General features: G+C 45.0%; 28 protein-coding genes and 1 other annotated feature. Of the genes, 14 read left to right on the plus strand and 14 right to left on the minus strand.

Features of this window, described 5'->3' with window-relative positions:
• Positions 1 to 23 precede the first annotated feature (23 nt).
• Positions 24 to 836, plus strand: coding sequence for a septum site-determining protein MinD (gene minD, locus OAG1_RS12170; RefSeq protein ID WP_152782497.1), 813 nt, complete (start codon positions 24 to 26; stop codon positions 834 to 836).
• A gap of 2 nt (positions 837 to 838) precedes the next feature.
• Positions 839 to 1102 (plus strand): cell division topological specificity factor MinE, encoded by a 264-nt coding sequence (gene minE, locus OAG1_RS12175; RefSeq protein ID WP_016401092.1) that lies wholly within the window; start codon positions 839 to 841, stop codon positions 1100 to 1102.
• Here the strand turns inward: minE and rnd are convergent.
• From rnd to OAG1_RS12210, 7 genes are all read right to left on the minus strand, one after another.
• Entirely contained in the window at positions 1077 to 2198 is a 1122-nt protein-coding gene (rnd, locus tag OAG1_RS12180; RefSeq protein ID WP_338621464.1) for a ribonuclease D, read from the minus strand. The genes minE and rnd overlap by 26 nt on opposite strands.
• A 49-nt stretch (positions 2199 to 2247) precedes the next feature.
• Positions 2248 to 3909 carry a long-chain-fatty-acid--CoA ligase FadD gene (gene fadD / locus OAG1_RS12185; RefSeq protein ID WP_221076929.1) on the minus strand — a complete coding sequence of 554 codons (1662 nt, stop codon included), beginning with the start codon at positions 3907 to 3909 and terminating at the stop codon, positions 2248 to 2250.
• A gap of 198 nt (positions 3910 to 4107) precedes the next feature.
• Positions 4108 to 4992: an alpha/beta hydrolase gene (locus OAG1_RS12190; RefSeq protein ID WP_338621465.1), complete on the minus strand. Its 885-nt coding sequence runs from the start codon at positions 4990 to 4992 to the stop codon at positions 4108 to 4110.
• The gene (locus OAG1_RS12195) at positions 4961 to 5224 is read right to left on the minus strand and encodes a hypothetical protein (protein WP_016401096.1); all 264 of its coding nucleotides are present in this window, start codon (positions 5222 to 5224) and stop codon (positions 4961 to 4963) included. Before OAG1_RS12195 ends, OAG1_RS12190 begins: the two co-directional genes overlap by 32 nt.
• Positions 5225 to 5240: 16 nt before the next feature.
• A complete protein-coding gene (gene tsaB / locus OAG1_RS12200) occupies positions 5241 to 5930 on the minus strand; it encodes a tRNA (adenosine(37)-N6)-threonylcarbamoyltransferase complex dimerization subunit type 1 TsaB (RefSeq protein ID WP_338621466.1) in 690 nt (229 codons plus the stop codon).
• Entirely contained in the window at positions 5927 to 7843 is a 1917-nt protein-coding gene (locus OAG1_RS12205) for an ATP-dependent DNA helicase (RefSeq protein ID WP_338621467.1), read from the minus strand. Before OAG1_RS12205 ends, tsaB begins: the two co-directional genes overlap by 4 nt.
• A 67-nt stretch (positions 7844 to 7910) precedes the next feature.
• Complete coding sequence (locus OAG1_RS12210; RefSeq protein WP_338621468.1) at positions 7911 to 8126, minus strand: hypothetical protein; 216 nt, start codon at positions 8124 to 8126, stop codon at positions 7911 to 7913.
• Positions 8127 to 8317: 191 nt separating this feature from the next.
• Positions 8318 to 8445, plus strand: a sequence feature (His leader region).
• Between the two features lie 21 nt (positions 8446 to 8466).
• Between OAG1_RS12210 and hisG the strand changes: the two genes are divergently transcribed.
• The 8 genes from hisG to hisIE are packed head-to-tail and all read left to right on the plus strand — an operon-like array spanning position 8467 to position 15565.
• Positions 8467 to 9366 carry an ATP phosphoribosyltransferase gene (hisG, locus tag OAG1_RS12215; protein ID WP_040307005.1) on the plus strand — a complete coding sequence of 300 codons (900 nt, stop codon included), beginning with the start codon at positions 8467 to 8469 and terminating at the stop codon, positions 9364 to 9366.
• 5 nt (positions 9367 to 9371) lie between these two features.
• The gene (hisD, locus tag OAG1_RS12220) at positions 9372 to 10658 is read left to right on the plus strand and encodes a histidinol dehydrogenase (protein WP_338621469.1); all 1287 of its coding nucleotides are present in this window, start codon (positions 9372 to 9374) and stop codon (positions 10656 to 10658) included.
• Between the two features lies 1 nt (position 10659).
• On the plus strand, positions 10660 to 11718 hold the full coding sequence (hisC, locus tag OAG1_RS12225; RefSeq protein ID WP_338621470.1) for a histidinol-phosphate transaminase: 1059 nt from the start codon (positions 10660 to 10662) through the stop codon (positions 11716 to 11718).
• Entirely contained in the window at positions 11719 to 12795 is a 1077-nt protein-coding gene (gene hisB / locus OAG1_RS12230) for a bifunctional histidinol-phosphatase/imidazoleglycerol-phosphate dehydratase HisB (RefSeq protein WP_338621471.1), read from the plus strand.
• Between the two features lie 28 nt (positions 12796 to 12823).
• On the plus strand, positions 12824 to 13432 hold the full coding sequence (gene hisH, locus OAG1_RS12235; RefSeq protein ID WP_220721182.1) for an imidazole glycerol phosphate synthase subunit HisH: 609 nt from the start codon (positions 12824 to 12826) through the stop codon (positions 13430 to 13432).
• A 3-nt stretch (positions 13433 to 13435) separates the two neighbouring features.
• Positions 13436 to 14188 carry a 1-(5-phosphoribosyl)-5-[(5-phosphoribosylamino)methylideneamino]imidazole-4-carboxamide isomerase gene (gene hisA / locus OAG1_RS12240; RefSeq protein WP_338621472.1) on the plus strand — a complete coding sequence of 251 codons (753 nt, stop codon included), beginning with the start codon at positions 13436 to 13438 and terminating at the stop codon, positions 14186 to 14188.
• Positions 14178 to 14951, plus strand: a complete 774-nt coding sequence (gene hisF / locus OAG1_RS12245; RefSeq protein ID WP_338621473.1) for an imidazole glycerol phosphate synthase subunit HisF — start codon at positions 14178 to 14180, stop codon at positions 14949 to 14951. The genes hisA and hisF overlap by 11 nt, the downstream gene beginning before the upstream one ends.
• Entirely contained in the window at positions 14948 to 15565 is a 618-nt protein-coding gene (gene hisIE / locus OAG1_RS12250; RefSeq protein ID WP_152782475.1) for a bifunctional phosphoribosyl-AMP cyclohydrolase/phosphoribosyl-ATP diphosphatase HisIE, read from the plus strand. Before hisF ends, hisIE begins: the two co-directional genes overlap by 4 nt.
• Before the next feature lie 203 nt (positions 15566 to 15768).
• Here the strand turns inward: hisIE and OAG1_RS12255 are convergent, their stop codons facing one another.
• The 5 genes from OAG1_RS12255 to OAG1_RS12275 all read right to left on the minus strand — a co-directional run bounded on the left by OAG1_RS12255 (position 15769) and on the right by OAG1_RS12275 (position 20988).
• Positions 15769 to 16245 (minus strand): hypothetical protein, encoded by a 477-nt coding sequence (locus tag OAG1_RS12255; protein WP_338621474.1) that lies wholly within the window; start codon positions 16243 to 16245, stop codon positions 15769 to 15771.
• A gap of 130 nt (positions 16246 to 16375) precedes the next feature.
• The gene (locus OAG1_RS12260) at positions 16376 to 16756 is read right to left on the minus strand and encodes a hypothetical protein (RefSeq protein WP_338621475.1); all 381 of its coding nucleotides are present in this window, start codon (positions 16754 to 16756) and stop codon (positions 16376 to 16378) included.
• Between the two features lie 991 nt (positions 16757 to 17747).
• Positions 17748 to 19409 carry a SulP family inorganic anion transporter gene (locus OAG1_RS12265; RefSeq protein WP_040307006.1) on the minus strand — a complete coding sequence of 554 codons (1662 nt, stop codon included), beginning with the start codon at positions 19407 to 19409 and terminating at the stop codon, positions 17748 to 17750.
• A 246-nt stretch (positions 19410 to 19655) separates the two neighbouring features.
• Positions 19656 to 20087, minus strand: a complete 432-nt coding sequence (locus tag OAG1_RS12270) for a gamma-glutamylcyclotransferase family protein (RefSeq protein ID WP_338621476.1) — start codon at positions 20085 to 20087, stop codon at positions 19656 to 19658.
• A gap of 13 nt (positions 20088 to 20100) precedes the next feature.
• The gene (locus OAG1_RS12275) at positions 20101 to 20988 is read right to left on the minus strand and encodes an AraC family transcriptional regulator (RefSeq protein ID WP_338621477.1); all 888 of its coding nucleotides are present in this window, start codon (positions 20986 to 20988) and stop codon (positions 20101 to 20103) included.
• Between the two features lie 173 nt (positions 20989 to 21161).
• Between OAG1_RS12275 and OAG1_RS12280 the strand changes: the two genes are divergently transcribed.
• Both OAG1_RS12280 and OAG1_RS12285 read left to right on the plus strand, forming a co-directional pair.
• The gene (locus OAG1_RS12280; protein WP_338621478.1) at positions 21162 to 22106 is read left to right on the plus strand and encodes an SDR family oxidoreductase; all 945 of its coding nucleotides are present in this window, start codon (positions 21162 to 21164) and stop codon (positions 22104 to 22106) included.
• A gap of 55 nt (positions 22107 to 22161) precedes the next feature.
• On the plus strand, positions 22162 to 22530 hold the full coding sequence (locus OAG1_RS12285; RefSeq protein ID WP_152782463.1) for a DUF4345 family protein: 369 nt from the start codon (positions 22162 to 22164) through the stop codon (positions 22528 to 22530).
• 60 nt (positions 22531 to 22590) lie between these two features.
• On the opposite strand, the gene OAG1_RS12290 is transcribed toward OAG1_RS12285, so the two are convergent.
• Complete coding sequence (locus OAG1_RS12290; RefSeq protein WP_338621479.1) at positions 22591 to 23439, minus strand: 4Fe-4S binding protein; 849 nt, start codon at positions 23437 to 23439, stop codon at positions 22591 to 22593.
• 372 nt (positions 23440 to 23811) lie between these two features.
• Between OAG1_RS12290 and OAG1_RS12295 the strand changes: the two genes are divergently transcribed.
• The gene (locus OAG1_RS12295; protein WP_016401117.1) at positions 23812 to 24153 is read left to right on the plus strand and encodes a zinc ribbon domain-containing protein YjdM; all 342 of its coding nucleotides are present in this window, start codon (positions 23812 to 23814) and stop codon (positions 24151 to 24153) included.
• An 85-nt stretch (positions 24154 to 24238) separates the two neighbouring features.
• On the plus strand, positions 24239 to 24874 hold the full coding sequence (locus tag OAG1_RS12300) for a GDSL-type esterase/lipase family protein (protein ID WP_338621480.1): 636 nt from the start codon (positions 24239 to 24241) through the stop codon (positions 24872 to 24874).
• Positions 24875 to 24903: 29 nt separating this feature from the next.
• Here the strand turns inward: OAG1_RS12300 and OAG1_RS12305 are convergent, their stop codons facing one another.
• Positions 24904 to 26142, minus strand: coding sequence for a glycoside hydrolase family 88 protein (locus OAG1_RS12305; protein WP_338621481.1), 1239 nt, complete (start codon positions 26140 to 26142; stop codon positions 24904 to 24906).
• Between the last annotated feature and the right edge of the window lie 63 nt (positions 26143 to 26205).

The following is a 26205-nucleotide window of genomic DNA, read 5'->3' on the forward strand; positions in this document are numbered from 1 at the left end:
AACGATTTTATAAAGGAAAGATAATGGCTAAGATTATCGTTGTAACCTCAGGAAAAGGTGGCGTAGGTAAAACAACCTCCAGTGCTGCTATTGGTACTGGTCTCGCCATCAAAGGTTTTAAAACAGTAATCATTGATTTCGATATTGGCTTACGTAACCTCGATTTAATTATGGGTTGTGAACGTCGAGTCGTTTACGATTTTGTTAACGTAATTAAGGGCGAATCTAACCTTAATCAATCATTGATTAAGGATAAGCGTACCGACAACCTATACATTTTACCTGCATCGCAAACTCGCGATAAAGACGCGTTAACCAAAGAAGGCGTGCAAAAAGTATTAGACGATTTAGCCGAACAAGGTTTCGACTACATTGTTTGTGATTCGCCAGCTGGTATCGAAACTGGTGCAATCATGGCCTTGTACTTCGCCGACGAAGCGATTGTAACAACTAACCCAGAAGTTTCTTCGGTGCGAGATTCAGACCGAATTTTGGGCATGCTAGCCAGCAAGTCAAAACGTGCCGAGCAAGGCAAAGAGCCGGTTAAAGAACACCTACTATTAACCCGCTACAACCCAGAAAGGGTAAATCGTGGCGATATGTTAAGTGTTGAAGACGTGCAAGACATTCTGGCTATTCCATTGCTTGGAGTGATTCCTGAATCTCCAGCTGTGCTAAAAGCGTCAAACTCGGGTGAACCAGTGATTTTAGACAGCGAAAGCGATGCAGGTTTAGCTTACGACGATGCGGTAAGCCGTTTAATTGGTGAAAGTGTAGATTTCCGCTTTTTAGAAGAACAAAAGAAAGGCCTATTTAGCCGCATATTTGGAGGATAACAATGTCTCTTTTAGACTACTTTCGAACGTCAAAACAGTCTAAAACGGCGGCAACCGCCAAAGAACGACTGCAAATTATTGTTGCCCACGAACGTGGACAACGCAGTGGGCCTGATTACTTGCCTGCGATGAAGCAAGACATTATAGAAGTAATTAAAAAGTACGTAGATATTAACTCAGACCAAGTGAATGTTAGCTTGGACAACAAGAGCGAAGATATAAGCGTACTTGAACTAAATATTACGCTTCCTGAGCAACGTGATTAGCAAATAAAGGCTGACGCCAACCGGTAAGTAAAAGAGGTAACTCAGCTGCTTGCCGGTCTTCTTTCCAAAGCCAAGACAAATACTGATTAAGCATTTTCTTACTCGCCAATACATCTTCTGGTAACCCTGACTCTTCGGCAACTTTAGCCACTACTTTTTTAAGCTCTTGAATACTTTTCTTGTAATCTGGGTAATCAACGATACGTTTAATGGCCTGTGGAAAATCTACGGTTTTAGTCTGCTGCCCTTGTTTAACTAACTTTAATAAGCGCTGCCCATGTATCCGCAATTCTTGCGGTGGCAAACCAAGGCGCTGAAGTTGATCCATAGTACTTGGCTGATAACGCGCCAAGGCCCATAAACTATCACCATGAACAACATTGTTAATGGCTAAGTCTCGACTAGCAGCTTGTTGGGCACGCCAACGCGCTAATACTTGCAAAACAGCAAGTTGCTGCGGGTTTAGCTTCCAAGCATTCTTAATGTCTTTATAGGCTTCGTCTTGATTAAACACCCGCTTTTTAAGCGCAGCTAAACGCGCACTTTCTTCAAGCGCGGCATCAAAACGCCCTTCATCTTTAAGCTGTTGTTGAATCTTTAAATACGCAGGTAAGAGGTAAATAACATCCAAAGCCGCATATTCTAATTGAGAAGAACGTAAGGGGCGTGCTAACCAGTCGGTACGTGATTCACCTTTGTCTAATTGAATATCCAACTCTGTATCAATAAAGCGCTGATAACCTAAGCTAATACCGTGACCTAGAAAAGCGGCCCCAACTTGCGTATCAAATACACTAAGACCAAACTTGCCACTCACTCGCTGAATGATTTCGAGATCCTCACTAAAGGCGTGAAGTACCCAATGGTGCTTAGCTAATGCTTCCCACAACGGCGCCATTTCTACTTTTAGAGGATCAATCAAATAGCATTGTTGGCCATCAAAGATTTGCAGTAAACCAAGCTGAGCGTAGTAGGTACGAGTACGAACAAACTCTGTATCAATGGCAAGTACCATTGCTTCTTGCTCATTTAAAAAACGCAACAGAGGCGCAAGTTGCGCCTCTGTTTCTATCATATCGAAGTTTACGTCTGCCAAAATTACGGCGTCCTAGTGGAAAGCATCTTAATAATCACCATTTTACGGTTTATGCCTCTTCACGCAAGGCTCTACGTAAGATCTTACCCACATTTGTTTTAGGAAGTTCATCTCTAAACTCCACCAACTTAGGCACCTTATAAGCAGTAAGAAACTCACGGCAATGCTCGATAACTTGTTTCTCGGTAAGCGACTCATCTTTCTTAACCACAAAAACTTTTACCGTTTCGCCGCTAACATCGTTTGGAACACCTACCGCTGCAACTTCCAATACTTTGGCATTACTGGCCACCACTTCTTCCACTTCATTAGGGAATACGTTAAAGCCCGATACCAAAATCATATCTTTTTTACGGTCCACAATGTGGAAGAAACCTTGTTCATCTACTGTGGCAATATCACCTGTGGCAAACCAGCCTCCAGGCATTGATTCTTCAGTAGCTTCAGGGCGCTGCCAATAGCCCTGCATAACCTGCGGGCCTTTAACCAAGATCTCACCTGATTCTCCATCAGCCACTTCCTCTCCATCTTCGCCCACTAGCTTGATATCGGTAGAAGGAGCCGGAAGGCCAATACTGCCGTTATAAGCTTCTAAGTCATAAGGACATACGGTTACCAACGGCGCACATTCGGTTAAACCGTAACCTTCGATCAATCGAGAGCCGGTGACTTCCTGCCAACGCTCTGCAACCGCACGCTGCACCGACATGCCACCACCTAATGAAAGGCGTAAACGTGAGAAATCGAGCTTGGCAAAATCTTCATGATTAAGCAGCGCGTTAAACAAAGTATTCACCCCTGTAATGGCGGTAAATGGGGTTTTAGCCAACTCTTTAGTAAATGTAGGAATATCGCGAGGATTGGTAATGAGAAGGTTCTGACAACCCATTGCGAAAAACACCATGCAGTTAGCCGTTAAAGCAAAGATATGATACAGCGGCAAAGCGGTTACCACTACCTCTTTGCCTTCGCGCAAACAAGGGCCAACAATGCCTAGTGCTTGCAGTAAATTAGCCACCATATTCTTATGTGACAACATGGCGCCTTTAGCCACACCAGTTGTGCCACCCGTGTATTGTAAAAAGGCTAAATCTTCACTTTGGATCTCTGGACGAACATATTGTAAATGCTGACCTTTCGACAATACATAACGTAAGGATTGTGCATGTGGCAAATGATACTTAGGCACCATTTTTTTCACGTACTTAACCACAAAGTTAACTAAGGTACGTTTAGTGGCAGAGAGCTGATCGCCTAAGCGAGTTAGCACTACATGCTCTACCCCGGTTTCTTCAACAATTTCTTCTAGTATGTGAGCAAAGTTAGAGACAATTACAATGGCCTTTGCACCACTATCATTTAGCTGATGCTTAAGCTCGCGTGGGGTATACAACGGGTTTACATTCACCACAACCATGCCGGCACGTAAAGCACCAAACAAACAGATGGGATACTGCAGCAAATTGGGCATCATTAAAGCAACGCGGTCACCCGCTTTTAGCTTTAATTCGTTTTGAAGATAAGCAGCAAAGGCTCGAGATTGTTCTTCGAGGCGGCGATAGGTCATCACCTGGCCCATGTTAATAAATGCTACTCTGTCGGCATGTTTGGCTGCGCCTTCTTCGAAGACATCAAGCAATGTTTGATAACGTGCTGAGTCTATCTCTGCAGGAACATCCTTAGGGTATCGATTAAGCCAAACCTTATCCACGCAGTTCTCCTAAACAATTCAATTACATTAAGTATAAATTGCCCACCAAGTTTATTGTGAATTTTATTATGCACTTGGCGACATGACTGGCCTTAGAGCTTTAGCTCTAAGATTTCAAACGATTGTTTCATACGGCGTTTAAAATAACAATATATTAACATTAAGCGTAGAGTGTAAGTTCAAAAACAGTGAAGTGCTTCAAACAATTGTTTTAATAAAGTCGTGAAGTAACTGAGCTGTAGCATGCGGATTTTGCATATGCAGGTGGTGACCACCACTTAGTAGTTGTGTTTGAATATTGTTAAACCATTGCTGGCGCAAGGCAATGTAATCTGGCTTAAGTAAGGGGTACTCATTTGCTGCCAGCAATAAACAAGGCGTTACAACTGCTTGGCAAATCTGTTTGGCTTGTTCTTCACTAAAACGTAAAGGTGAGCTAAGTTTTAATTTTTCGTCATGCCGCCAATACCACAACCCTTCACGCTGAATAGTAGCGCGCTCTACGAGTAAGCGGCTATTTTCAGTGCTAATAGCGTTAGTTTTAGCTCGCAGGGCCACGACATAATCTAGCTCTGCAAAACTTTTGGCGGGTTTTAGTTGCTGTCTTTGACGAATCGCGTTAGCTAAATGCGTAGACGTTTCATGGCTTGCTAAACTTAAAGGTCCAATGCCATCAATACATACTAAACCACTAAGCTGCTCAGGAAATGCCGCAGCAAAGCAACTGGCTACAAGCGCTCCCAAAGAGTGGCCAACTAAGATAACTGGTTTACTAAGGTTGAGCTCATTTAATGCAACAAACACGTCATCTATGTAGTCAACAAAGTGATAATAATCTTGTCGGTGTGGCGAAAGGCCATGTCCAGGAAGGTCTAAAGCAATGCAGTGACTATTAGGTAGCTCGTGAATAACAGGAATGAAACTAGCAGCGTTGTCCATCCAACCGTGCAACATTAACAAACAGTATGGGCTGTCGGTTGTTTGTTCTAGGTAAGCAAGTTTGCTTTTCGGAAGGCTGGATTCACTGAGCATGGATAAGGGAAAAGCCGAGTTAGGCAAACAAGTCGATGCCGAACATTTCATTCACCTGTTGGCGCTTAAGCTGATTAGCAACATCTTGATAGTGAGACACAGCCTCTCCGCCACTGCCAATATTTTGGTCATAGCGGAGCTTTTCTACACTTTTTTCATCCATAACCGCCCATGGCACGACGCCTTTTGGCGCTTGAGTAGCGGTACTTAACTCGGTACTACTACTTGCCTGCTTAACTTTAGGCTGTTGCGGTATGGGCTGGCCAAGGCCCTGAATTTTCAAGTTATTTATCCTTTAACTATTCTCTACCTGGAAGCTTTTTCCAAGTAACTTTATCTCGAAGATACACCGGTTCTGCGTTTTCGGCAGCAACAAGGTCGCCACGTTCAAAAGCATATTGAGCATAACTAAGCATATCTCGTGCCGCCGGGTATAGCACCGAATCTAGCACGCTTACGCCAGAAAATTGACCACTTAATAATTCTTTATAGGTTTGCCAACCAGTGCCAACAGCTGCGGCCTTATTGGCACTTGCTTCGAGTAGCTCAGGCTTAATCACTAACTCTTGGCCAACCAAGCGCATCAAACCTTGTTCTAAGCGATATTCACCCCAGTATACTTCGCCCATGCGTGCATCTATGGCAGCCAAGCAACGCTCTGAGGCATGATTAACATAAGCTTGCTGTGCCATAGCTTGCAACGTTGACACTGCAACCATCGGTTTATCAGCCCCAAATGCCAAACCTTGCGCGGTAGCTACGCCAATACGTACACCGGTAAAACTGCCTGGTCCGCGGCCAAAAGCAATGGCATCCAGTTGAGTTAAGCTTACGCCTGCTTCCGCTAATACTTGCTCCACAAACGGCAAGATCTTTTGAGTGTGGTCGCGCGGACTGTATTCTTGCTTGCTGATCACTTCACCCTTCCATTGCAAGGCAACAGAGCAGTTTTCGGTAGAAGTATCTAAAGCTAATATATTGGCTGTCATGTTTCCTCAGCGTCTTTTTTAACAAATTCTAGAACTTTTGATAGCTCTCTTGTGCGGGGCATAGCCGGTAAGCTACTGATAAATAAAGAGCCGTATTCGCGGTTTACTAGGCGATTGTCACAAATAATCACCACGCCGTGATCGGCCTGAGTTCGAATCAAACGCCCCACTCCTTGCTTCAAGCTTATTACAGCTTGCGGCAAATATACCTGACGAAAAGGATCTCCGCCACGCAAACGGCAATCTTCACTTTTTGCTTTTAGTAAGGGATCATCGGGTGCAGCAAACGGTAACTTATCGATGATTACACACGACAAGGCCTTACCGGGTACGTCTACACCTTCCCAGAAAGTACTTGTTGCCACTAACACGGCGTTGCCATCTTCAACAAACTCGCTAAGCAGCTCTTGTTTGCCAGCTTCCCCTTGCACCAATACCAATAACTCAGTGCGTTGCCTTAGCTCAGCGGCAACTTTTTGAATCATGCGATGACTGGTACATAAAAAGAAACAACGGCCGCCGTTGGCTTCTATTACTGGGGCAAGCTGGTCTAGCATCAGCTGTTCGGCATTATGCTGCTTAGTTTCTGGCAAGTAGCGCGGCACACAGAGTAAGGCTTGTTTTTGATAATCAAACGGACTGTCGAGCAGCATGCTGCTGGCATCTTTTAAACCCATTTGGGTTTGGAAATGCTGAAAGTTGCCGTCAACCGCCAAAGTAGCTGAAGTAAATACCCAAGCTGCGTTACGATCTTCCACTTCACTATTAAAGCGCTCTGCAATATTTAAGGGCGTAATGTTTAAGGTGAAATGCTGACGCGTAGTCTCGTACCAATAACTAAAGCCGGTTTTATCTACGTCCATTACCTTGTCGAATAAGCTGCGCATTTTAGCTAAACGCTCAAAACAAGCATCTGCTAATTCACTGCGTGAAAGTGCTAACTTTAGCACTTGATAAACAAAGTCCATGTCTTCACGTAAATCTTGCATCATCTCGCCAAAGCGTTTTTGTTTAGCAAGCGGACGCCACTCACCACGGTCTCGCAAACCTTCAAAAGCAAGTCGGCATTGCCGAATGCGACGCTCTAGCTTTTGTGAGGCTTTTTGCAATTGCGCCATATCGCGAAGGTCAGTTTTATAACTCAACTCAATATCGTTACATAAATCGAGGATCTGTCGGCTAGAGAAGTGCTGGCCAAAATAGCTGGCTGCAATGTCCGGCAACTGGTGTGCTTCATCAAAAATAAAGGCATCAGCTTCTGGAATCAGCTCACCAAAGCCCGTTTCTTTAACCACCATGTCGGCAAAAAATAGATGGTGATTCACCACCACTAAATCAGCTTCCATGGCGCGATTACGCGCTTTAACCAAATAGCACTCTTTGTAAGATGGGCAATCGCGGCCAAGGCAATTGTCGTTGGTGCTAGTTATAAGGGGGAATACATCTGCCCGCTCAGCCACCGGGCCTAAGTCGCTAATGTCGCCACTTTCTTCACCTTGTGCCCAACTTTTGATTTTGACCAGCTCAGCCAAGGTAGCTCGGTCTTGGCCACTGCTGTAGTGTGAAAAGCTGTTTAACCTTTCAATACATAGATAGTTAGCGCGCCCTTTTAGTAAGGCAATCGATTGATTGTACTTAAGGGCTTTTTGCATGCGTGGTAGGTCTTTAGTAAACAGCTGGTCTTGCAAGGCTTTACTACCTGTACTGATTACTATTTTTTTGCCGCTATCCATAGCTGGAACAAGGTAAGCAAAGGTTTTACCGGTGCCGGTCCCCGCTTCTACCAGCAAACTACCGCGGTCATCTATAGCCTGCGCTACTGCGTTGGCCATTTCACCTTGTTGAGGACGAGGAGAGAAGCCATCAATGGCCTTTGAGAGTAATCCATCTTTGGCGAAATATTGCTGTTTCAATCTAAATTCCGGCAAGCAAAAGTCGCCGCAACTATACCAGCCGAATTAGCCGAGACCAAACTTAAAACTAAACAAACAAGTCAATGTTATGTGGGTCGTCGGGATCTGGCTTTCTTTTCTGCGCTTGCTGTTGGTCTTGAGCGGATTTAGGCCGCACTTGTATGTCATTGTGCGCGCTAGTTTTGCCCTTTTTAACCACTTTCGTCGTTTTAATAGGCGGCGCCTTACCGTCAGGCTTTGCAGGTGCCCTAGGCAAAATAGGTAGTATCGCATCTTGGCTCACAACTACAGCTCCTTTTATGGCTTCCTCCACTATATTATCGGTTAAATTTTAAACAACTTTAATCTATTCATAAAAAGGCGTTAAAAAAGGTTGCAATTTAGCGCTAGCTTGGTAACTTTATGCCCATTATTGCCATCAAGGCAAAACTCACGTTGACAGGAACGTTACATGATTTTTAACCAACTGAAGCATCATCACCACCATCATCCAGAATAAGCTTCAGGCGGTTATCTGCTGGAAGCTTGTAAGACGCTTCCGGTGGTAGAATATAACAATATTGCAAACCCCCGGAAGGTAATCCTCCCGGGGGTTTTTTAGTATTATAATTAGGGACATAAACATGACAGAGCAAAAACGACTACGCATCGCCATCCAAAAATCAGGACGTCTAAGCGATGACTCACAGGCACTATTAAAAAGCTGCGGAATGAAAATCAACCTCCGCCAACAACGCCTAATTGCCCACTCAGAAAACATGCCAGTAGATCTACTACGTGTGCGCGATGACGATATCCCAGGCCTAGTAATGGACGGCGTGGTTGATTTCGGTATCGTTGGCGAAAACGTATTAGAAGAAGAAACTATGTTGCGCACCGCGCAAAATGAACCTACCGAATGTGACATTCTAAAACGCTTAGACTTTGGTGATTGCCGCTTCTCTCTAGCAGTAGCAGAAGAGTTCGATTACACCGGCCCACAATGTTTAGCCAACAAACGCATTGCCACTAGCTACCCAGGCATTCTTAAGCGCTACCTAGACGAGCAAGGCGTACCGTTTTCAACTTGTATGTTGGCAGGCTCGGTTGAAGTAGCCACTCGCGCTGGCTTAGCTGATGCAATTTGTGACTTGGTATCTACCGGCGCAACTTTAGAAGCAAACGGCCTTAAAGAAGTAGAAGTAATTTATCGCTCACAAGCAGTTTTAATTAAATCTAAAAACAAGCTTAGTGACGAGCACCAAGAGCTGTTAGATCGCTTACTAATGCGTATGCAAGGCACCATGGAAGCGAAAGAAAGCAAATACATCATGCTACATGCGCCAAAAACACATCTTGACCAGATCGTTGACTTACTGCCAGGCAGTGAGCACCCAACGGTATTAGCGCTTGCCGGCGACGAAGATAAAGTAGCCCTGCATGTAGTAAGTACCGAGAACCTGTTCTGGGAAACCATGGAGAAGCTAAAAACCTTAGGTGCTAGCTCTATCCTAGTGATGCCAATCGAGAAGATGTTGAGATAACCACCATGCAAACGGTAATTTGGAAGCAACTTAATTCAGAGCAACAACTACAGGTGCTGTCCCGCCCTGCGGTTAATAGCTCAACCGACATTGCCGGAATTGTTGCCGATGTAGTAAGCCAAGTTCGTGAACAAGGCGATAAAGCCCTAATCGCTTTAGCTGCCAAGTTTGATAACACCGAACTTAGCGCTGTAAGAATATCTCAACAAGAGATAGAAGCAGCAGAGCAAGGTTTAAGTGAAGAATTTAAACAAGCTGTAGCGCAAGCCAAAGCTAACATTGAAGTTTTTCACCAAGCACAAAAGCCACAACCAATTAGCCTAGAAACCCAACCGGGGGTGCGTTGCGAAATGCACTACGCTGCCATTGGTAATGTGGGTTTATATGTGCCTGGTGGCACTGCCCCACTACCTTCAACGGTATTAATGTTAGCCATTCCAGCCCGCATTGCTGGCTGCAAAAAAGTGGTATTAAGCTCTCCACCACCCATTGCGCCAGAAATCCTTTATACCGCTAACTTATGTGGTGTAGACGAAGTATATGCAGCAGGTGGCGCACAAGCGATTGCAGCCATGGCCTATGGTACCGAGAGTGTTAGCAAGGCAGACAAAATATTTGGTCCGGGTAATGCTTTTGTAACGCAAGCCAAACAGCAAGTTAGCGGCGACCATGCTGGTGCCGCCATTGATATGCCAGCAGGCCCGTCTGAGGTGTTAGTTATCGCCGATGATAAAGCCAATCCAGCTTTTGTTGCTGCCGATTTACTCTCGCAAGCCGAACACGGCCCAGATTCACAAGTAATCTTGGTGACAACTTCAGAGCAACAAGCTGAAGCAGTTAATCAAGAATTGGCACGTCAGTTAGCGCTGCTTAGTCGTAATAACATTGCCGATCAAGCTTTGTCGCACAGTACTGCCATTGTAGTAAACGACTTAGCCCAAGCAGTGCAAGTAAGTAATCTTTACGGCCCAGAACACCTCATTGTTCAAACCGAACAAGCGCGTGATTTATTGCCAGAGATTGAAAACGCGGGTAGCGTATTTTTAGGTGAATGGACGCCAGAATCAGTTGGCGATTACGCCAGTGGCACCAACCACACCTTGCCTACTTACGGGTATACACGCACCTACTCTAGCCTTGGCACTCTAGACTTTATGAAACGTTTCACAGTTCAAGAGTTAAGCCAGCAAGGTCTAAAAGACTTAAGCCGTGCAGTAGTGCCTATAGCTAACGCAGAAGGGCTAGACGCCCACCGCAGAGCAGTTACTCTGCGCTTAGGCGAGGAGCAATAATATGTCGGTTACATTATTAGCCCGCAAAAAGATTCAGGCGCTGGTGCCCTACCAAAGTGCTCGTCGCATTGGCGGCAGTGGTGAGGTGTGGCTAAACGCCAATGAAAGCCCAGATGTCAGTGACTTTAGTTACGAAGGCGAAGAGCTAAACCGCTACCCAGAGTTTCAACCAGAAGCTTTAATTAACGGTTACGCTGCTTATGCAGGCGTAGAGCCAAATCAAGTGTTGGCTAGCCGCGGCGCCGATGAGGCGATTGAAGTACTGATTCGCGCATTTTGTGAACCTAACGAAGACAGCATTACCATTTGTGCCCCTACTTACGGTATGTATGCGGTAAGCGCCGAAACCATTGGTGTTGAGATAAAAACCGTTGCTCTAGATGCGAACTTTGATCCCGACTACGCGGCACTGGCAAAAATAGATAGCAAAATTATTTTCTTATGTGCACCCAACAACCCAACAGGCAACATGCTAGATGAAGCAAAATTGTGTGAGTTGTTGCAGGCACAAAAAGATAAAGCGCTAGTTGTAGTAGACGAGGCCTATATTGAGTTTTGCGAAGAACTTAGCGTAGTGAAACTGCTCGGCGACTACGACAACTTAGTGATTACTCGTACCTTATCTAAAGCCTTCGCTTTGGCTGGCTTACGTTGTGGCTTTACTGTTGCAGGTCGTGAGGTGATCGAAGTAATGAGCAAAGTGATTGCCCCTTACCCTATCGCCCGTCCAGTTGCCGAAATCGCAGCAAAAGCATTAACCGAAGATGGCCTAAAAATTATGCGCGAGCGTGTTGCACGCTTAAACGCTATTCGTAGCCAAGCGGTTGAAGATTTAAGCCAACTTAATATTGTGCAAGAGATCTTCCCAGCTACCGGTAACTACATACTGGTACGTTTCGACGATTCAGCCCGAGTATTTAAAACATTGGGCGAGCAAGGCATTGTACTGCGTGATTTTGCCAATAAGCCGCGGTTAGAAAACTGCATCCGCATTAGCATTGGCAACCAGCAAGAAGTGGCCGCCACCGTATCAGCAATTCAAGGATTGGAGCGAACTTAAGTGAGCCAAGTAAAACAAAAAATCTTATTTATCGACCGTGATGGCACCATGATCGACGAACCTATCACCGACAAACAGGTTGATAGCGTAGAAAAGGTAAAGTTAGAGCCACAAGTGATCCCGGTATTGCTTAAGCTACAAGCCAATGGCTACCGCTTAGTTATGGTAACCAACCAGGATGGTTTAGGCACCGACAGCTTCCCCGAAGCTGATTTTCACCTAGCTCAAAACTACATGATGGATATCTTCGAATCACAAGGCATTAAGTTTGACGACGTACTGGTATGCCCGCACTTCGACGAAGATAACTGTAGCTGTCGCAAACCCAAGCTTGGCTTGGTTAAAGACTACCTAAAAAGTGGCGTGATTGATTTTGCCAACTCTTATGTGATTGGCGATCGCCACACCGACATGCAGCTAGCTGAAAACATGGGGCTAGAAGGCTTACAATATCAACGCGACGGCCTTAACTGGATAGCGATTGAAAAGCAGCTTACTCAACAAGGCCGCAAAGCCAAGGTTGAGCGCAATACTAAAGAAACCCAAATTAGTATCGCGGTTGATTTAGACAACGCAGGCGGCAGCCAAATTGATACTGGCCTTGGCTTTTTTGACCACATGTTGGATCAAATCGCTACCCACGGCGGTTTTCAGCTCAACTGTAAAGTTGTTGGCGATTACCATATCGACGACCACCACAGCGTAGAAGACACCGCCATTGCCCTTGGCCAAGCCCTTAAAGAAGCGCTTGGCGACAAACGTGGTATTGGCCGTTTTGGTTTTGTACTGCCGATGGACGAATGCCTGGCCCAATGTGCACTAGATTTAAGCGGCCGTGCTCACCTAGAGTTTAAAGCCGACTTTACCCGCGACAACATTGGCGACTTTGCTACCGAAATGGTGCCGCACTTCTTCCGCTCACTAAGCGACGCAATGGCCTGCACCTTACACCTAGAAACCACCGGCAAAAATACTCACCACATGGTAGAAGCCCTGTTTAAAGTATTTGGTCGTGCACTAGGTCAAGCCATTGTTAAATCGGGCGATGCAATGCCTAGCAGTAAAGGCACACTATAAGCGCCTGCTTTAAAGGATAAGAGCAAACATGAACGTAATTATTGATACAGGATGTGCCAACTTATCTTCGGTAAAATTTGCCGTAGAGCGTTTGGGCTTTCCAGTAACAGTGAGCCGCGATCCACAGGTGATTTTAGCGGCCGATAAACTGTTTCTACCCGGCGTGGGCACCGCCACCGAGGCGATGCAAAACCTAGCGGACCGCGAGCTTATCGACTTAGTAAAACAAGTTAAAAAGCCGCTGTTAGGTATTTGTTTAGGCATGCAAATGCTGGCCGAATTCTCTATCGAAGGCGGCGCTAAACAAGCCGACGAGCCAGTCCCCTGCTTAGGTTTAGTGCCTGGCACTGTAAGCTTAATGCAACCGCAACAAGGGCAACGCCTGCCGCACATGGGTTGGAATCAAATTCAACCTAAAGCCGGTCACCCACTGTTTAAAGGCATTGAAGCCGGCAGCTACTTCTACTTTGTACACAGCTATGCCCTGCCAGTAAACGCTGCCACAATTGCCGAATGTGATTATGGCAACGCCTTTACCGCCGCAGTAAACAAAGACAATTTTTACGGGGTGCAATTTCACCCAGAACGTAGCGGCCAAGCCGGTGCACAACTAATCAAAAACTTCTTGGAGATGTAACACATGATCATTCCTGCTTTAGATTTAATCGACGGAAAGATTGTGCGTTTGTTCCAAGGTGATTACGCACAAAAAACCATTTATGGTGACGACCCACAAGCGCAGTTTTCTGAGTACCACAGCCAAGGAGCTGATTGGTTACACTTGGTTGATTTAGACGGCGCCAAAGATACCAGTGCTCGCCAACTCGACGTTATCGCCCAGCTACTGAAAAACACTCCAGCTAAAATTCAAATTGGTGGTGGCGTGCGCAGCGAGCAAGATGTAAAAGACTTGCTCGACGCAGGTGCAGAGCGTGTAGTAATTGGCTCTACCGCAGTAAAGAAGCCAGAAGTGGTTGCCAAGTGGATGGAAAAGTACGGCGCCGAGCACATTGTATTAGCGCTTGATATTAACATCGACGAGCAAGGCAATAAGGTAGTAGCGGTATCTGGCTGGCAAGAAGACAGTGGCGTAACCATTGAAGAGCTAATGGCTATTTACGCACCTGTTGGCCTTAAGCACGTATTGTGTACCGACATTTCTAAAGACGGCACGCTTGAGGGCTCAAACGTAAGTTTGTACCGCGAGTTATGTGCGCAATACCCAGATATTCACTGGCAAAGCTCTGGTGGCATTGGTGACTTAAATGACATCGCAGCGCTTACCGATACCGGCGTAGCTGGCGTAATTGTTGGCCGCGCATTGTTAGAAGGTAAATTCAACGTAGAGCAAGCCATCGCCTGCTGGCAGCAAGGAGGCAACAATGCTAGCTAAACGAATTATCCCCTGCCTAGACGTAAAAGACGGCATGGTAGTAAAAGGCGTTAAGTTTCGTAACCACGAAATTATTGGCGACATAGTTCCACTTGCCAAACGCTACGCTGAAGAAGGCGCAGACGAACTAGTTTTTTACGATATTACCGCTAGCTCAGACGAGCGCGTAGTAGATAAAAGCTGGGTAAGCCGCGTAGCGGAAGTCATCGATATTCCCTTTTGTGTAGCTGGTGGCATTAAAACCATTGAGGATGCCAACCGCACTTTGCAAAATGGCGCTGATAAAATCTCTATCAACTCCCCTGCTTTAGCCGATCCTAGTTTAATTACTAAGCTAGCCGACAAATTTGGCGTGCAGTGCATCGTAGTAGGCATCGATTCCTACTACTGTGACGAAACCAGCCAATACCAAGTTAAGCAGTTTACCGGCGACGAAAAACGCACGGTAACTACTGCTTGGAATACCTTTGACTGGGTGAAAGAAGTGCAAGCTCGTGGCGCAGGTGAAATAGTACTAAACGTTATGAACCAAGATGGTGTACGTCAAGGTTACGATTTAGAACAACTAAGCCGAGTACGCGAGATTTGTAATGTGCCTTTAATTGCCTCTGGCGGCGCAGGCGAAATGCAGCACTTTAAAGACGCCTTTAAGATTTCCGACGTAGACGGCGCATTGGCGGCTAGCGTATTCCATAAAAGCATTATTGATATTGGCGAATTGAAGCAATATCTCAAACAACAAGAGGTGGCAATTCGACTATGAGCCAGTTTGAAGAACTAAACCAAAAGATTAACTGGGACAAAGTCGAAGGCTTAATCCCTGCCGTAGTTCAAAACGACCACAGCGGCCAAGTGCTTATGCTGGGTTACATGAACAGTGATGCGCTAGCTAAAACCCTAGACACCGAGCAAGTAACCTTCTTTAGCCGCACTAAGCAGCGCCTATGGACCAAAGGTGAAACCTCAGGCAACGTACTAAAGCTTAAAGGCATTACGCTTGATTGCGACCAAGACACGCTACTAGTAGCTGTTGACCCTATTGGCCCAACTTGCCACCTTGGCAACCCAAGCTGCTTCGACGGCCACCAAGAGCCTAAGCTAACCTTTATCGCCCAACTGCAAGCAGTATTAGCCGAGCGTAAGTTAGCCGATCCAGAAGAAAGCTACACCGCTAGCCTATTCGCCCGCGGCACCAAGCGCATTTGCCAAAAAGTGGGAGAAGAAGGTGTAGAAGTAGCCCTAGCAGCCATGGCTAACGACCGCGAAGAGTTAGTGAATGAAAGCTCAGACTTGTTGTATCACCTACTGGTACTGCTAGAGAAACAAGAAGTCGGCTTTGACGAAGTAGTGGCTTGTTTGCAAGCAAGACATAAGTAAGAATTGTCCTTCTTATCAAATAAAAAAACCAGCGTAATGCTGGTTTTTTTACGACATCTAAAAATAACGACTAACTCATTTTTGGACAGATAAAAGGTAAGGAGACAGGAATTAACGCCTCATTAAGAGGCTAAAAATAGTTGGTTAAAATAAGCGAGGCACGAGCAAAAACCAACTGTTTTTTGTCCTGCTTTAATGACTTGTTATGTGTCACTTAAACCTTTACTAATTGTTTTTAAATAAGTTGTTTTATATTTTTTCCAATCACCATGAATGTATGTGTGATAAAACTTATAGTCATGTTCTTTGATCGGTATGCCATTTAAATATTTATAAATCATATCTAAATGTTCACGATTCCATGCCCAAAGAATCCCACCGCGCCCTTCAAACTGAAAGTAAGGTTCAGTTAGCTCTTCATAGGCTAACCTCTTTTTGCGGTACATACATGATGTGCATGTAATTGAAAATGGTGAGCCTTTAAAGCTTGGTGACATATCACCGACAAATAAAGAGTCACCTACCTCTTCATCTTTAGCAATTGCTAAAGAACTACAGTTAGGGCATTTAATATCAATTTTGGATGGACGACTTTTGTGATCATACCTCACATGGGTTAAACCACCATTCATTAAAAAAGTACCACGATGATTCTTTTTTGTCCCTGTAGGATTTTTCAAACCACTCTCCGTGTTAGATGTGACACATAACGCCCAAAAAATGGGCAGGTGCAGCGGCTCCGCCGCGTCGTGGCACCTGTCCCCGCGAGGAGCGCAGCGACAAGTACTTGATTATTTTGCTTGTTAGCAGCTAGTCCCACCAGTTGAACAATGCCTCGCCCAACGATTGAGGCTTCCAGTACTTAACATCGTTATGGCTTAAATAGGACCTCGTTACAAATGGACCATTAAGCACTTTGCTCGAAGTGACATCGATACCGTGGCAATACTTAAGCTCTCGTGCGACGTCTGCGCTATCGATGAAGTCGAGCTCGCAAACCGACGGTTCAAACTCTGAGACAACGGCCCAATCTGAATTTATGGAAGCGAGAACAGCAAACTCCTTTCCCCTTTGTTCCATTAAAGCAGCAAAAAAGTTCGGTGTAGCCAGTGGACCATGAAACTCAACAACAGTGAAACCAGCCCGTTGGGCTAGGTCGTAAATTACTTTTTTGAAGTGCTGCATATCCATATAAGAGGCCTGCTAACAACTTATTAAGAGGAAAAATTCCTTGTTTAAACACGGAATTTTTCCTCTTATCATACATTTTATAAAATCAAGGTTATCACCTTTCCTAAGCAAAATCAGCCACCTAGCTCGAAAAATAACAAAAACATCAGCATGAAAGTATGCAATCACATGCAGAAAGTAGGAATTACAACAGCACTGTATAAAATCACAGAACTTTGTTCACTAAAACTAGAAAAATTAAGGGTACATAGGTTTATTAAGAGTAGTTTTGAGGGAGCGTTAACACGTTACGGGGCAAAAACGTTTCACACACTCGATAGCCAAGACTGTGCTTTCAATCCCATCATCTTCGCCGAGTAGCGCAAATGAACAAGGGATCAGAGTTGAAGTCTGTTTGAGCGTAGCGAGTTACTTCAACTCCCTTGTGAATGCGCAACGGAGGGTCTAAGAAGATGCAGGGCGAGTTTTCTTTTTGCTTCGTTTTTCTTTGCTCGTCAAAGAAAAATGACGTCGCCGCAGGCGAAAGCCTTTACTCCATAGCTAACACATAAAGGGGAAAAAACATTTCATACACTCGATAGCCAAGACTATGCTTTTCAATCCCATCATCTTCGCCGAGTAGCGCAAATGAACAAGGGAGCAGAGTTGAAGTTTGTTTGAGCGTAACGAGTTACTTCAACTCCTTTGTGAATGCGCAACGGAGGACCTAAGAAGATGCAGAGCGAGTTTTCTTTTTGCTTAGCTAAGCTTTACTCGTTGAAGCTTAATGACGTCGCCGCAGGCGAAAGCTTTAACACAATAGCTAACACATAAAGGTGCAGAAACGCCTTGGAGCTTCGATATCAACAAGCTTAATGTCTCAAAGCTAATTTAGCCAAGAGTCGTCCAATCTGAATAAAAAATCGGTAAGTTGCGCAACTACCAAACAAAAAGCCGCGTTGGAAAAATCAATTCCAGCGCAGCTTTTTAAGATATACACCTATATTAGTCTTTAAATAGCAGAGCCTTGTTGAACAACTTCAGACTCAGCATTTATACGCTGCACCACTGCTAGCCCTTTTTCTAAGGCTTCAGTGCGGCTATCTACAATATGATCTTCATCTATCCAATCGCGGATTTGGATTTTCTCTAACTGGTGCATTGTTTGCTCGTTAGGGCTGTAAAGGAACACTTCACATCCAGCATCTAAGGCATCACGCATGGCGTTTTCCAGCGCTAGCGCCACGGTCACATCAATCATCGGCACTGCACTAAGATCTAGCACCATTACTTTGTACTGCTCAACCGCTGCGTGTTGTCTGGCAATGGCTTTTGATACTCCAAAAATCATTGGCCCTGAGAGGTAGAAAAACAATAGCTGACCTTTGGCTTGGTCTAACAACTGCCGTTCTGAATCTTCAAGTGGCACACCGTCGTCGGCATCAGATATCGCTTTAACATTTTTTTCCTGAACTCGGCTCAGCTTTTCAATAGTAATTACGTTGGCGAGGAATACTCCAATGCCTACGGCGTAGATTAAATCGACAAAAACGGTAAGAAATAGCACACCATACATGATGCAAGTAGGCACTAAAGATACTCGGTGGGCGCGTTTAATGAAGCTCCAATCGAGAATATTAAGGCCAACATACATAGCGATACCCGCGAGAACGGCCAATGGAATAGGCTGGGTAAGCGGGGCTAACCACAGCACAACCAAGAGCAGAATTACCGCGCGCACAATGCCAGAGAGCGGAGAGCTTCCGCCCACCTGAACATTCACCACAGTTCCCATAGTCGCGCCTGCGCCAGGCAAGCCCCCAAACAGGCCTGAAACCGTATTTGCTATGCCCTGCCCCATTAACTCTCGGTTAGAGTCATGTTCTTTGCGGGTTAAGCTATCGGCAATTACTGCGGTAAGTAGAGTATCGATACAACCTAATGTTCCTAGTACTAAGGCATCAACCAGCATTTCGCTAAGCAGGCCCCAAGTAAAAGTGGGCCAAATAATCGATGGTAGGCCACTTGGGATCTCTCCAATACGGCGAATACCCTCGTCACTAAAGAGCAGCATCGACACTAAAGTCACCGCCACCAGCGCGACCAATTGTGGGGGGATTATTTTTTTATATTTGTTAGGCATGAACAAGAGTGCACCCAAGGTCATCAGCCCTAATAGGAACTCGCCAAAGTGCATGTTTCGAATTAAGTCGGGAATCGCCTGTAAGGTACCTAAGGCTCCCCCTGCGGGAGTAGACTGGCCTAAAAAGGGCGCCAATTGGAGGATGACCAGAATGACACCCACGCCTGACATAAAGCCAGAAATAACACTATAAGGCATCAAGGTAATGTATTTACCTAGCTTAAGGGCGCCAAGAGCAATTTGGAATAGCCCGGCCATCATCACCACGGTAAATGCCATGGCGGGCCCGTTTTCAGGGTGCTTGGCTATCATGGTGGTAAGTACCGCCGCCATTACTACGGTCATCGGACCGGTTGGCTCCGAGATCAAGGTGCGCGAACCGCCAAATAACGCGGCAAACAAGCCTACTAAAATGGCGCCCCAAAGACCAGCTTGAGGCCCAGCTCCCGATGCAACACCAAACGCTAAAGCCATTGGTAGTGAGACGATAGCAGTGGTAACACCACCAAACAAATCGCCCTTAATGTTCATTGATTCAAACTTACCCTTAACCAAACCGCTACTCCTTTTGCTTGGACGCCCCAATTGTATTGAATTCTTTTGGAATTAAAACACTGAATATAGTGCGGTTATTAATTATTTCTCTTACGCCTTACTGATACTAAGCGGTGGATTAGCATTAAAACCGGCGACTACAGCAGTTTGCATCACAGCCAAAACCTACAAACACCAAATGATAAAAACTAGAACGAGTCATCTTCCCAATAAAGAAAGCGCCTAACAGCTTACTAATTTCTCTCTGCTTCGATATAAATCGGCATGCTCTAGTAGGTATTCGCCAGCTAATTCAAGCCTAATGTCTGCTGTTGCCGCCATCTCTGGCGGCTTGCCATATACAATAGCGGCGAACTCTTTTCCTGATGTCACACATTCCACTTGAATGCTGAATTTTCGATATCCATCTGGCTCTTGTACACGCTCTAAGTTGTCCATTTCTGCTAGTACTTGGTCCGAGACTAAGAAAACTTGCCCCTTCACCGGCTGGCCTTTGCCCTTATCAAGCACTAGCCACGGCGAGTAACGGCTACCCACCAAATACAAAGGGTAACTTTCTTTGCTTACATAATCAGAGCCATGGCGAATGCCTTGGTTAAATTTAAAATTTGGGAAGCCTTGTTTTAGCGTGCCAAACACAAACACTTTGTGCATATTTTTATCGTCCTTAAGCAATGTTCTCTAAAAGGCCTTTGGACTGGCTCCACTGTTTAGGAGATTGCCCATACATCCTTTTAAACTCCCGACTAAATTGAGATGAGCTAACATAACCAACCGCCATTGCCGCTTCACTGACATTATTACCTGCGGCAATTTTCATAGCGGCTTGATTCAAGCGCATCGACTTCATAAATTGAATCGGCGACATCATCGTTGCTTGTTTAAACTTACGGTGAAATACCGCTCTGCTCATGCTAACTTGAGAAGCAAGCTGGTCTATGGTGACATTTTCGCTAAGACGCTTAGATAAGTACTCAATTGAGCGAGCAATTTCGTTACCAACTCCAAAGGCGCGCCGCGCCGAGATGCCCGCTTCACCTTTTAACACCGCATAATAAAACTCACGTAAACGGCTAGCGCCTAAAATAGCACTATCCCTTGGGTTATCGCCCAATTGCAGCAGCCTTAATAGGGCATCAGAGAAGGTGTCATCCCAATTTGCTAGCGATAGGCCTTGCGCGCTATTTTTAGGATGCTTTATCACCGCTGCTGAGCTTTCCATTTCAATGGCTAGCTCGGTCATTACTTTGGTATCGAGAGAGATGTACACACCGAGCAAAGGCTCTTCTGGCGAGGCTTCTGGTGTACCCGCTTCTACTGGCATAGACATGGTGCAACACAGGTATTGGCTATTATCGTAGACATAATGATGCCCCTCGATTAACGCCTCTTTTTTACCACTGACAATAACCACAACTGTCGGCTCATAAACCGCAGGAGCACAAGGGATAGCAGTGGTTACTTTAAACAGATGAACCCCTTTTACTCCTGTCTCAACCATTCCTTCATCGCTGATGCGACTTTCTATCAGCTGTTTTATTTTTTGCCTAAACATATCATCCCCCAAGAACCACGCTCGATACAAATAGGCAATTTTTAGCGCCAAATACGCCTATTAAATACACATAGTGAGAGTTAAAGTCATTCCCAAGCAAAGATACTACGACAAATAAGGTAGTGCAATTAACTTCGTTGCACTGTCCGAAGGCTGAATCAAGAGATTAGAAAATGACAACAAAGCAACTTACCACTAAAGCTTGGACGCCAGAGCAGATTGGCTCACTAGCAGGGAAAACCTACGTAATAACTGGCGCCAACAGCGGTGCAGGATTTGAAGCCTCTCGCATCTTGCTGTCTAAAGGCGCAAAGGTAGTAATGTTAAATCGAAACCCTGTTAAATCTGTCGCGGCCATAGAAGAGTTAAAAGCCCAGCTGGGTAGCGATATTGACCTTAGCTATATTCAAATGGATTTGTCTGAGCTTGACTCGGTTAGGCGCGCAGCAAAACAATTACTAGAGTGCACCAGCAGCATTGAAGCGCTTATTTGTAACGGCGCGATTGCGCAAGTTGCCAAACAACAATTCACAAAAGACGGCTTCGAAAGCCAATTAGGTGTTAATCATTTTGGCCACTTTCTTCTGTGTGGCTTGTTATTCGAACGAATAGAGGCATCTCAAGGGCGCATTGTGATAGTAGGCAGTAATGCCTACAAAATGGGCTTGAAGAAAATTCAATTTAACGATCTTAACTTCGATGCTAATTACACGGCATGGAACTCTTATGCCCAAAGTAAACTCGCGCAAATGATGTTTGGCTATGAACTGCAGCGACGAATTAAAGCCTCAGGTAAGCATGTACAAGTACATGTTTGTCACCCAGGCGCGTCGAGAACTAACTTATTAAAAGACACAGCTAGCACGTTTAACAAAACACTCTGGGCAGTACTGTCTAGACTAATCGCACAATCTGCCGAAAAAGGCGCATGGCCAGAAGTAATGTGTGCCACCAAACAAGGCTTAGCGATAAACAAACTCTATGGCCCAACCAAACGCGCCGATACCGTTGGCCCGGTGGGTGAATGCTTATTAGATGAGGTAGCACTTGACCAAAAAATGGCTCAGCAACTTTGGCAGTTATCTGAAGAAAACACCTCGTTTAACTGGAAGCTATAAGCTTGGCTAAAATCGACCAAGTTTAAAGTCATACTTAGCCCCAAAGGAGCAAAAAATGATAGAAACTAGCTTATTGTTACGAGGCATTGGCATCGTATTGATCATTGCCGGCATTGTACTGGTATCTAATCCAGAATTAGTCAGTAACAAGGCAATTCCCGACAATACCTTTGATGCGATTGAACGAAGAATTTGGTGGGGCCTGTTAATTGGTTTTGGTTGTTTACTGATGTTTCATCATCAATTTCAGCCTTGGGTGACAAGCCTTGCTGCTACTAGCGCATCACTAATGTTTGGCCTACTTGTGGCAAGACTTATAGGAATAATGCTAGACGGTTCGGTAACAAAACAATGGTTATATGTAGGCTTAGAGTTAGTATTGTTAGCGCCATTGGTGTGGTGGTACCTTCGCGTTCGCGCATAACAAAGCCAGAGACCCGATTTATTGCGGGTCTGGCTTGTTAAGTATACAGCTCACGCTAAATTAAAGTGCTTTCGTGGCGACCACCTCTCCTACCTTATTGATGGTTATTTCAACACTCTCTATGGGTTGCTTTAGCTTAGCTAAGGCATTTTTCACCCACTTAGAGAGCCCACCACAGCAAGGCACTTCCATTCTCAAAATTGTTAGGCTTTTAAGTTGACCATAGCGAATAAGCATATTGAGTTTTTCCACATAAGCGTCTTGGTTTTCATCTAGTTTAGGGCAAGCAATAAGTAGCTTTTTTCCGTCTAAATAGCTGCTGTGAAAATCGGCTGCGGCAAACGCGCTACAATCGGCAGCGAGTAATAAGTCCGCGCCCACAAAAACGGGATTGGCGCTGTTAATAAGATGCAATTGAATAGGCCAATGGCTTAAGGCGCTAATTGGCGTACTACCATCACTTGATACTTGGTTTGGCTCACCTTTATCTCGAACAAGTACCTGCTCTTTTTTACCGGGGCAGCCTGTAGTTGAGGTTTGTTTGGATACTTGTTTGTGCGAGGGCACCTCGATACCCTGCTCCGCCAATACCTGTAAAGCGATTTGGTAATAATCAAACTCTTGATGCTCTAGCATATGCTCTAAATGGGCTTTAATTACATTTGGCCCACCTTGTATGATGTTTTCCATGACTTTTCGTTCGTCATAAGCGCTAGCTTCACGCTTTACCACAGTCATTGCGCCTGTGGGACAATGTCCCAAGCAAGCACCTAGGCCATCACACATTAAGTCGCTAATTAAGCGAGCTTTTTGGTCGATGATTTGCAAGGCACCTTCATGGCAAGCAGGCACACATTGACCACATCCGTCGCATAGCGCTTCATCTATTTCTATTATCTCGCGTAACATAGCTTCTCCACATATTCTGCTTATTGAAAGCTAGGCTGCAATATCAAAGCCAGTGAAAAACATAACTTAAGTGGCTGATATTTCGTTCAAACTAAAGAGAGATGAAATGAAGCAAACAAGTAAATGTAAGCTTTGTGCTAAGTGCGACAGTTTTAAACTACATATTTAGAATATGTTGAAAGGCCATCCAAGGGTGAAAATTTACTCGGATACACTCATTACCCGCAGCAATCTTAGCTAAGCGCTAGCTGGCAGAGTCATTCTTACTTATAATGCCCCTACAAATATTAGGTACTAGTTTATTAGTACTGCTATGGCTTAAAGCGTACCTTCGCTTTGCCACCATAAACTAAAGATTAAAGAGAAAATATCATGAGCGATCTGCCTCCATGCCCAGAATGTGAATCAGCCTATGTATACCAAGATGGTTCACTACTTATTTGCCCTGAATGCGCGCATGAGTGGAACCCTAACGAAGTAGTTGTTGACCCTGATGCCATTGTACTTAAAGACGCTGTAGGCAATTTACTGGCAGAAGACGACAAAGTTACCCTGATTAAAGACCTAAAAGTGAAAGGGTCGTCGTTAGTGCTAAAAGTTGGTACTAAAGCGGTAATTAAACGCTTTGTAGATGCTGATCATGACATCGACTGTAAGGTAGATGGTCACGGCCACATGATGCTTAAATCTAAATTTGTTAGAAAACAAAACTAGGTGAACTCAGTTCTATCGCTAAATAAAAACCTGCACTAGCAGGTTTTTTTATACTCTTTAGCCACACAACAATAAGGAACACACTTTGGCAATCAATAAAGTACTGTGTTTTGGCGACTCTAATACTTGGGGTTACTCCCCGACTACTGGGCAACGTATGCCAGCCAGCCGCCGTTGGCCGGTCATTATGGGAAACTTGCTTGGCGAGACTTACCAAATGATTGAAGCTGGACAACCCGGCAGAACCACCTTTCCCAGCTCATCAAGCTTTGGTTTAAGCAGCGGCATAGATGCCTTATTGCAAGACACCCAAAAGCACCAGCCAGACTGCTTAGTATTGATGTTAGGCACTAATGATTTTTATCCAGAATTTCAACTTGCGGCAGAGCAGATAAGTGACAACCTTGAGCGAATGCTTGTTGAGCTAAACCAGCACTGTGTAAAGCGAGGAATAACAAGCCCAAAAGTGTTGTTACTTGCTCCACCAGCAATAGATGAAACAGGCCCTTTCGGTCAGCACTTTAAAGGCTCGCAAGCTAAGTCTCAGCAACTTGCTGGCTTACTCAAAGCTAAAGCAAAAAGGCTTAGCTGCGCGTTTTTTGATGTAAACAGCATTATTAAACTTGAACAACAAGACGGCGTTCATTTAAGCCCTGAGCAACATAAACAACTTGCTGAAGCGCTTGCGGAAAAGCTGGCGTTTATCTGCCAGCAAGCGTAACTAAAGCCTCAGGTAGAGGCTTTTAATCATTACAAACCAAAATGCTTAGGCAGCTTGCGAGGCGCCCATTGTTGCCAACGATATAAAGCCTCTATGAAAAAGTAATCGCCAAAAATAGTGCCGACTTCTGGCTCGCCCCACTTTTCTGAGCCTTTCAACAAAATACTTTGGTAGTTACTGTCCATTGCTAAGTATTTAGGTGTAGAAAGTGACGCTAGCATTTGTTGTGCGTCGTTTATGTACTTCTCTTGTTGAGTAATCTTATAAAGCTCGATCAGTGCTGATGCCACAATCGCCGTAGCAGAACTATCTCGAGGGTTATCTTCATCTATTGGAGCGTCAAAGTCTGAATACGGCACCCAATCTTCAGTTTGTTGTTTGGTGCTTTCAATAAAGTATTCATAAGACTTGATTGAGCGCTCTAGCATCCGTTCTAAACCCGTGTAACGATAATACATAGCATAAGCATAAACCGACCAAGCCTGGCCTCTTGACCAGGTTGATTCTGTTTTCCAGCCTTGATGGGTTCTTTTCTTAACTACTTCACCACTAGGGCTATAACTCACTACATGGTAGGTACTGCCATTTTCTCTTACGCCGTGCTCCCAAGTTTTATCGGCATGAGAGATCGCCATCTTGGTGAACTCGGGCTTGTTGGCATGCTTGCCTACCCAAAGCACCAATTCCATATTCATCAACTGATCAATATTGACTTCAAAAGGTAGCCGAGTGGGATTACTAATCCCCTGCCGCCAAGACCGAAATGCGCCGATATCTTCGTTGTAACGCTGTTTCACTAAGGTAGAGGCACCGTCTATCAATACTTGCTTGTAATCATCGCTAGGCTTTTCACCTATGGTGTAGCCTAAACCAAAGCTGTTAAAAATTTGAAAGCCAGTATCATTGTCAGTGGCATAAGCGCGCGACCTTACCCCTTCTGTCCAATGCTCAGCATGTTGCTGCCATTGGCCATTATCACTTAGTGCATTTAGATACCAAAAGATGCCCGGTATAAATCCGCTACACCAGTTTTTAGAGTACTCATGCTGCCATTTTCCGGCTTCATTGGTATAGGCTGTAAACCAATGTTTGTTACTGTTTAATGCCTCGGAGGCAAGCAGTTCAGATTTGCTTTCGATAAGCGCCATCACGCTTTGCGGGGGCGCTTGGCTGGCTACCGCTTGTGCGTTTACAGACAACATGCTTACCGCTAATCCTGCGACAACAGCATTTTTAAGATTAGCGAGTTTAATGGAAAAAAGGGACATAGTTACCTCATGGTTTGGTGCGGTGTAAAGTGAAGATACTCAAGCAAATAGCTGCTAGCAGGC

The organism is Agarivorans sp. OAG1, from assembly GCF_037076485.1.
GTDB lineage: Bacteria > Pseudomonadota > Gammaproteobacteria > Enterobacterales > Celerinatantimonadaceae > Agarivorans > Agarivorans albus.

Bases quoted from the DNA above. Each gene is read 5' to 3' on its own strand.
- OAG1_RS12280 (WP_338621478.1), top strand. From the start codon at position 21,162: ATGACAACAAAGCAACTTACCACTAAAGCTTGGACGCCAGAGCAGATT.
- OAG1_RS12260 (WP_338621475.1), bottom strand. From the start codon at position 16,756: ATGGATATGCAGCACTTCAAAAAAGTAATTTACGACCTAGCCCAACGG.
- hisIE (WP_152782475.1), top strand. From the start codon at position 14,948: ATGAGCCAGTTTGAAGAACTAAACCAAAAGATTAACTGGGACAAAGTC.
- tsaB (WP_338621466.1), bottom strand. From the start codon at position 5,930: ATGACAGCCAATATATTAGCTTTAGATACTTCTACCGAAAACTGCTCT.
- minE (WP_016401092.1), top strand. From the start codon at position 839: ATGTCTCTTTTAGACTACTTTCGAACGTCAAAACAGTCTAAAACGGCG.
- minD (WP_152782497.1), top strand. From the start codon at position 24: ATGGCTAAGATTATCGTTGTAACCTCAGGAAAAGGTGGCGTAGGTAAA.
- OAG1_RS12190 (WP_338621465.1), bottom strand. From the start codon at position 4,992: ATGAAATGTTCGGCATCGACTTGTTTGCCTAACTCGGCTTTTCCCTTA.
- hisG (WP_040307005.1), top strand. From the start codon at position 8,467: ATGACAGAGCAAAAACGACTACGCATCGCCATCCAAAAATCAGGACGT.
- OAG1_RS12265 (WP_040307006.1), bottom strand. From the start codon at position 19,409: ATGAACATTAAGGGCGATTTGTTTGGTGGTGTTACCACTGCTATCGTC.
- OAG1_RS12290 (WP_338621479.1), bottom strand. From the start codon at position 23,439: ATGTTACGCGAGATAATAGAAATAGATGAAGCGCTATGCGACGGATGT.
- hisH (WP_220721182.1), top strand. From the start codon at position 12,824: ATGAACGTAATTATTGATACAGGATGTGCCAACTTATCTTCGGTAAAA.
- hisF (WP_338621473.1), top strand. From the start codon at position 14,178: ATGCTAGCTAAACGAATTATCCCCTGCCTAGACGTAAAAGACGGCATG.
- OAG1_RS12275 (WP_338621477.1), bottom strand. From the start codon at position 20,988: ATGTTTAGGCAAAAAATAAAACAGCTGATAGAAAGTCGCATCAGCGAT.
- hisA (WP_338621472.1), top strand. From the start codon at position 13,436: ATGATCATTCCTGCTTTAGATTTAATCGACGGAAAGATTGTGCGTTTG.
- OAG1_RS12295 (WP_016401117.1), top strand. From the start codon at position 23,812: ATGAGCGATCTGCCTCCATGCCCAGAATGTGAATCAGCCTATGTATAC.
- hisD (WP_338621469.1), top strand. From the start codon at position 9,372: ATGCAAACGGTAATTTGGAAGCAACTTAATTCAGAGCAACAACTACAG.
- OAG1_RS12305 (WP_338621481.1), bottom strand. From the start codon at position 26,142: ATGTCCCTTTTTTCCATTAAACTCGCTAATCTTAAAAATGCTGTTGTC.
- hisC (WP_338621470.1), top strand. From the start codon at position 10,660: ATGTCGGTTACATTATTAGCCCGCAAAAAGATTCAGGCGCTGGTGCCC.
- OAG1_RS12270 (WP_338621476.1), bottom strand. From the start codon at position 20,087: ATGCACAAAGTGTTTGTGTTTGGCACGCTAAAACAAGGCTTCCCAAAT.
- OAG1_RS12285 (WP_152782463.1), top strand. From the start codon at position 22,162: ATGATAGAAACTAGCTTATTGTTACGAGGCATTGGCATCGTATTGATC.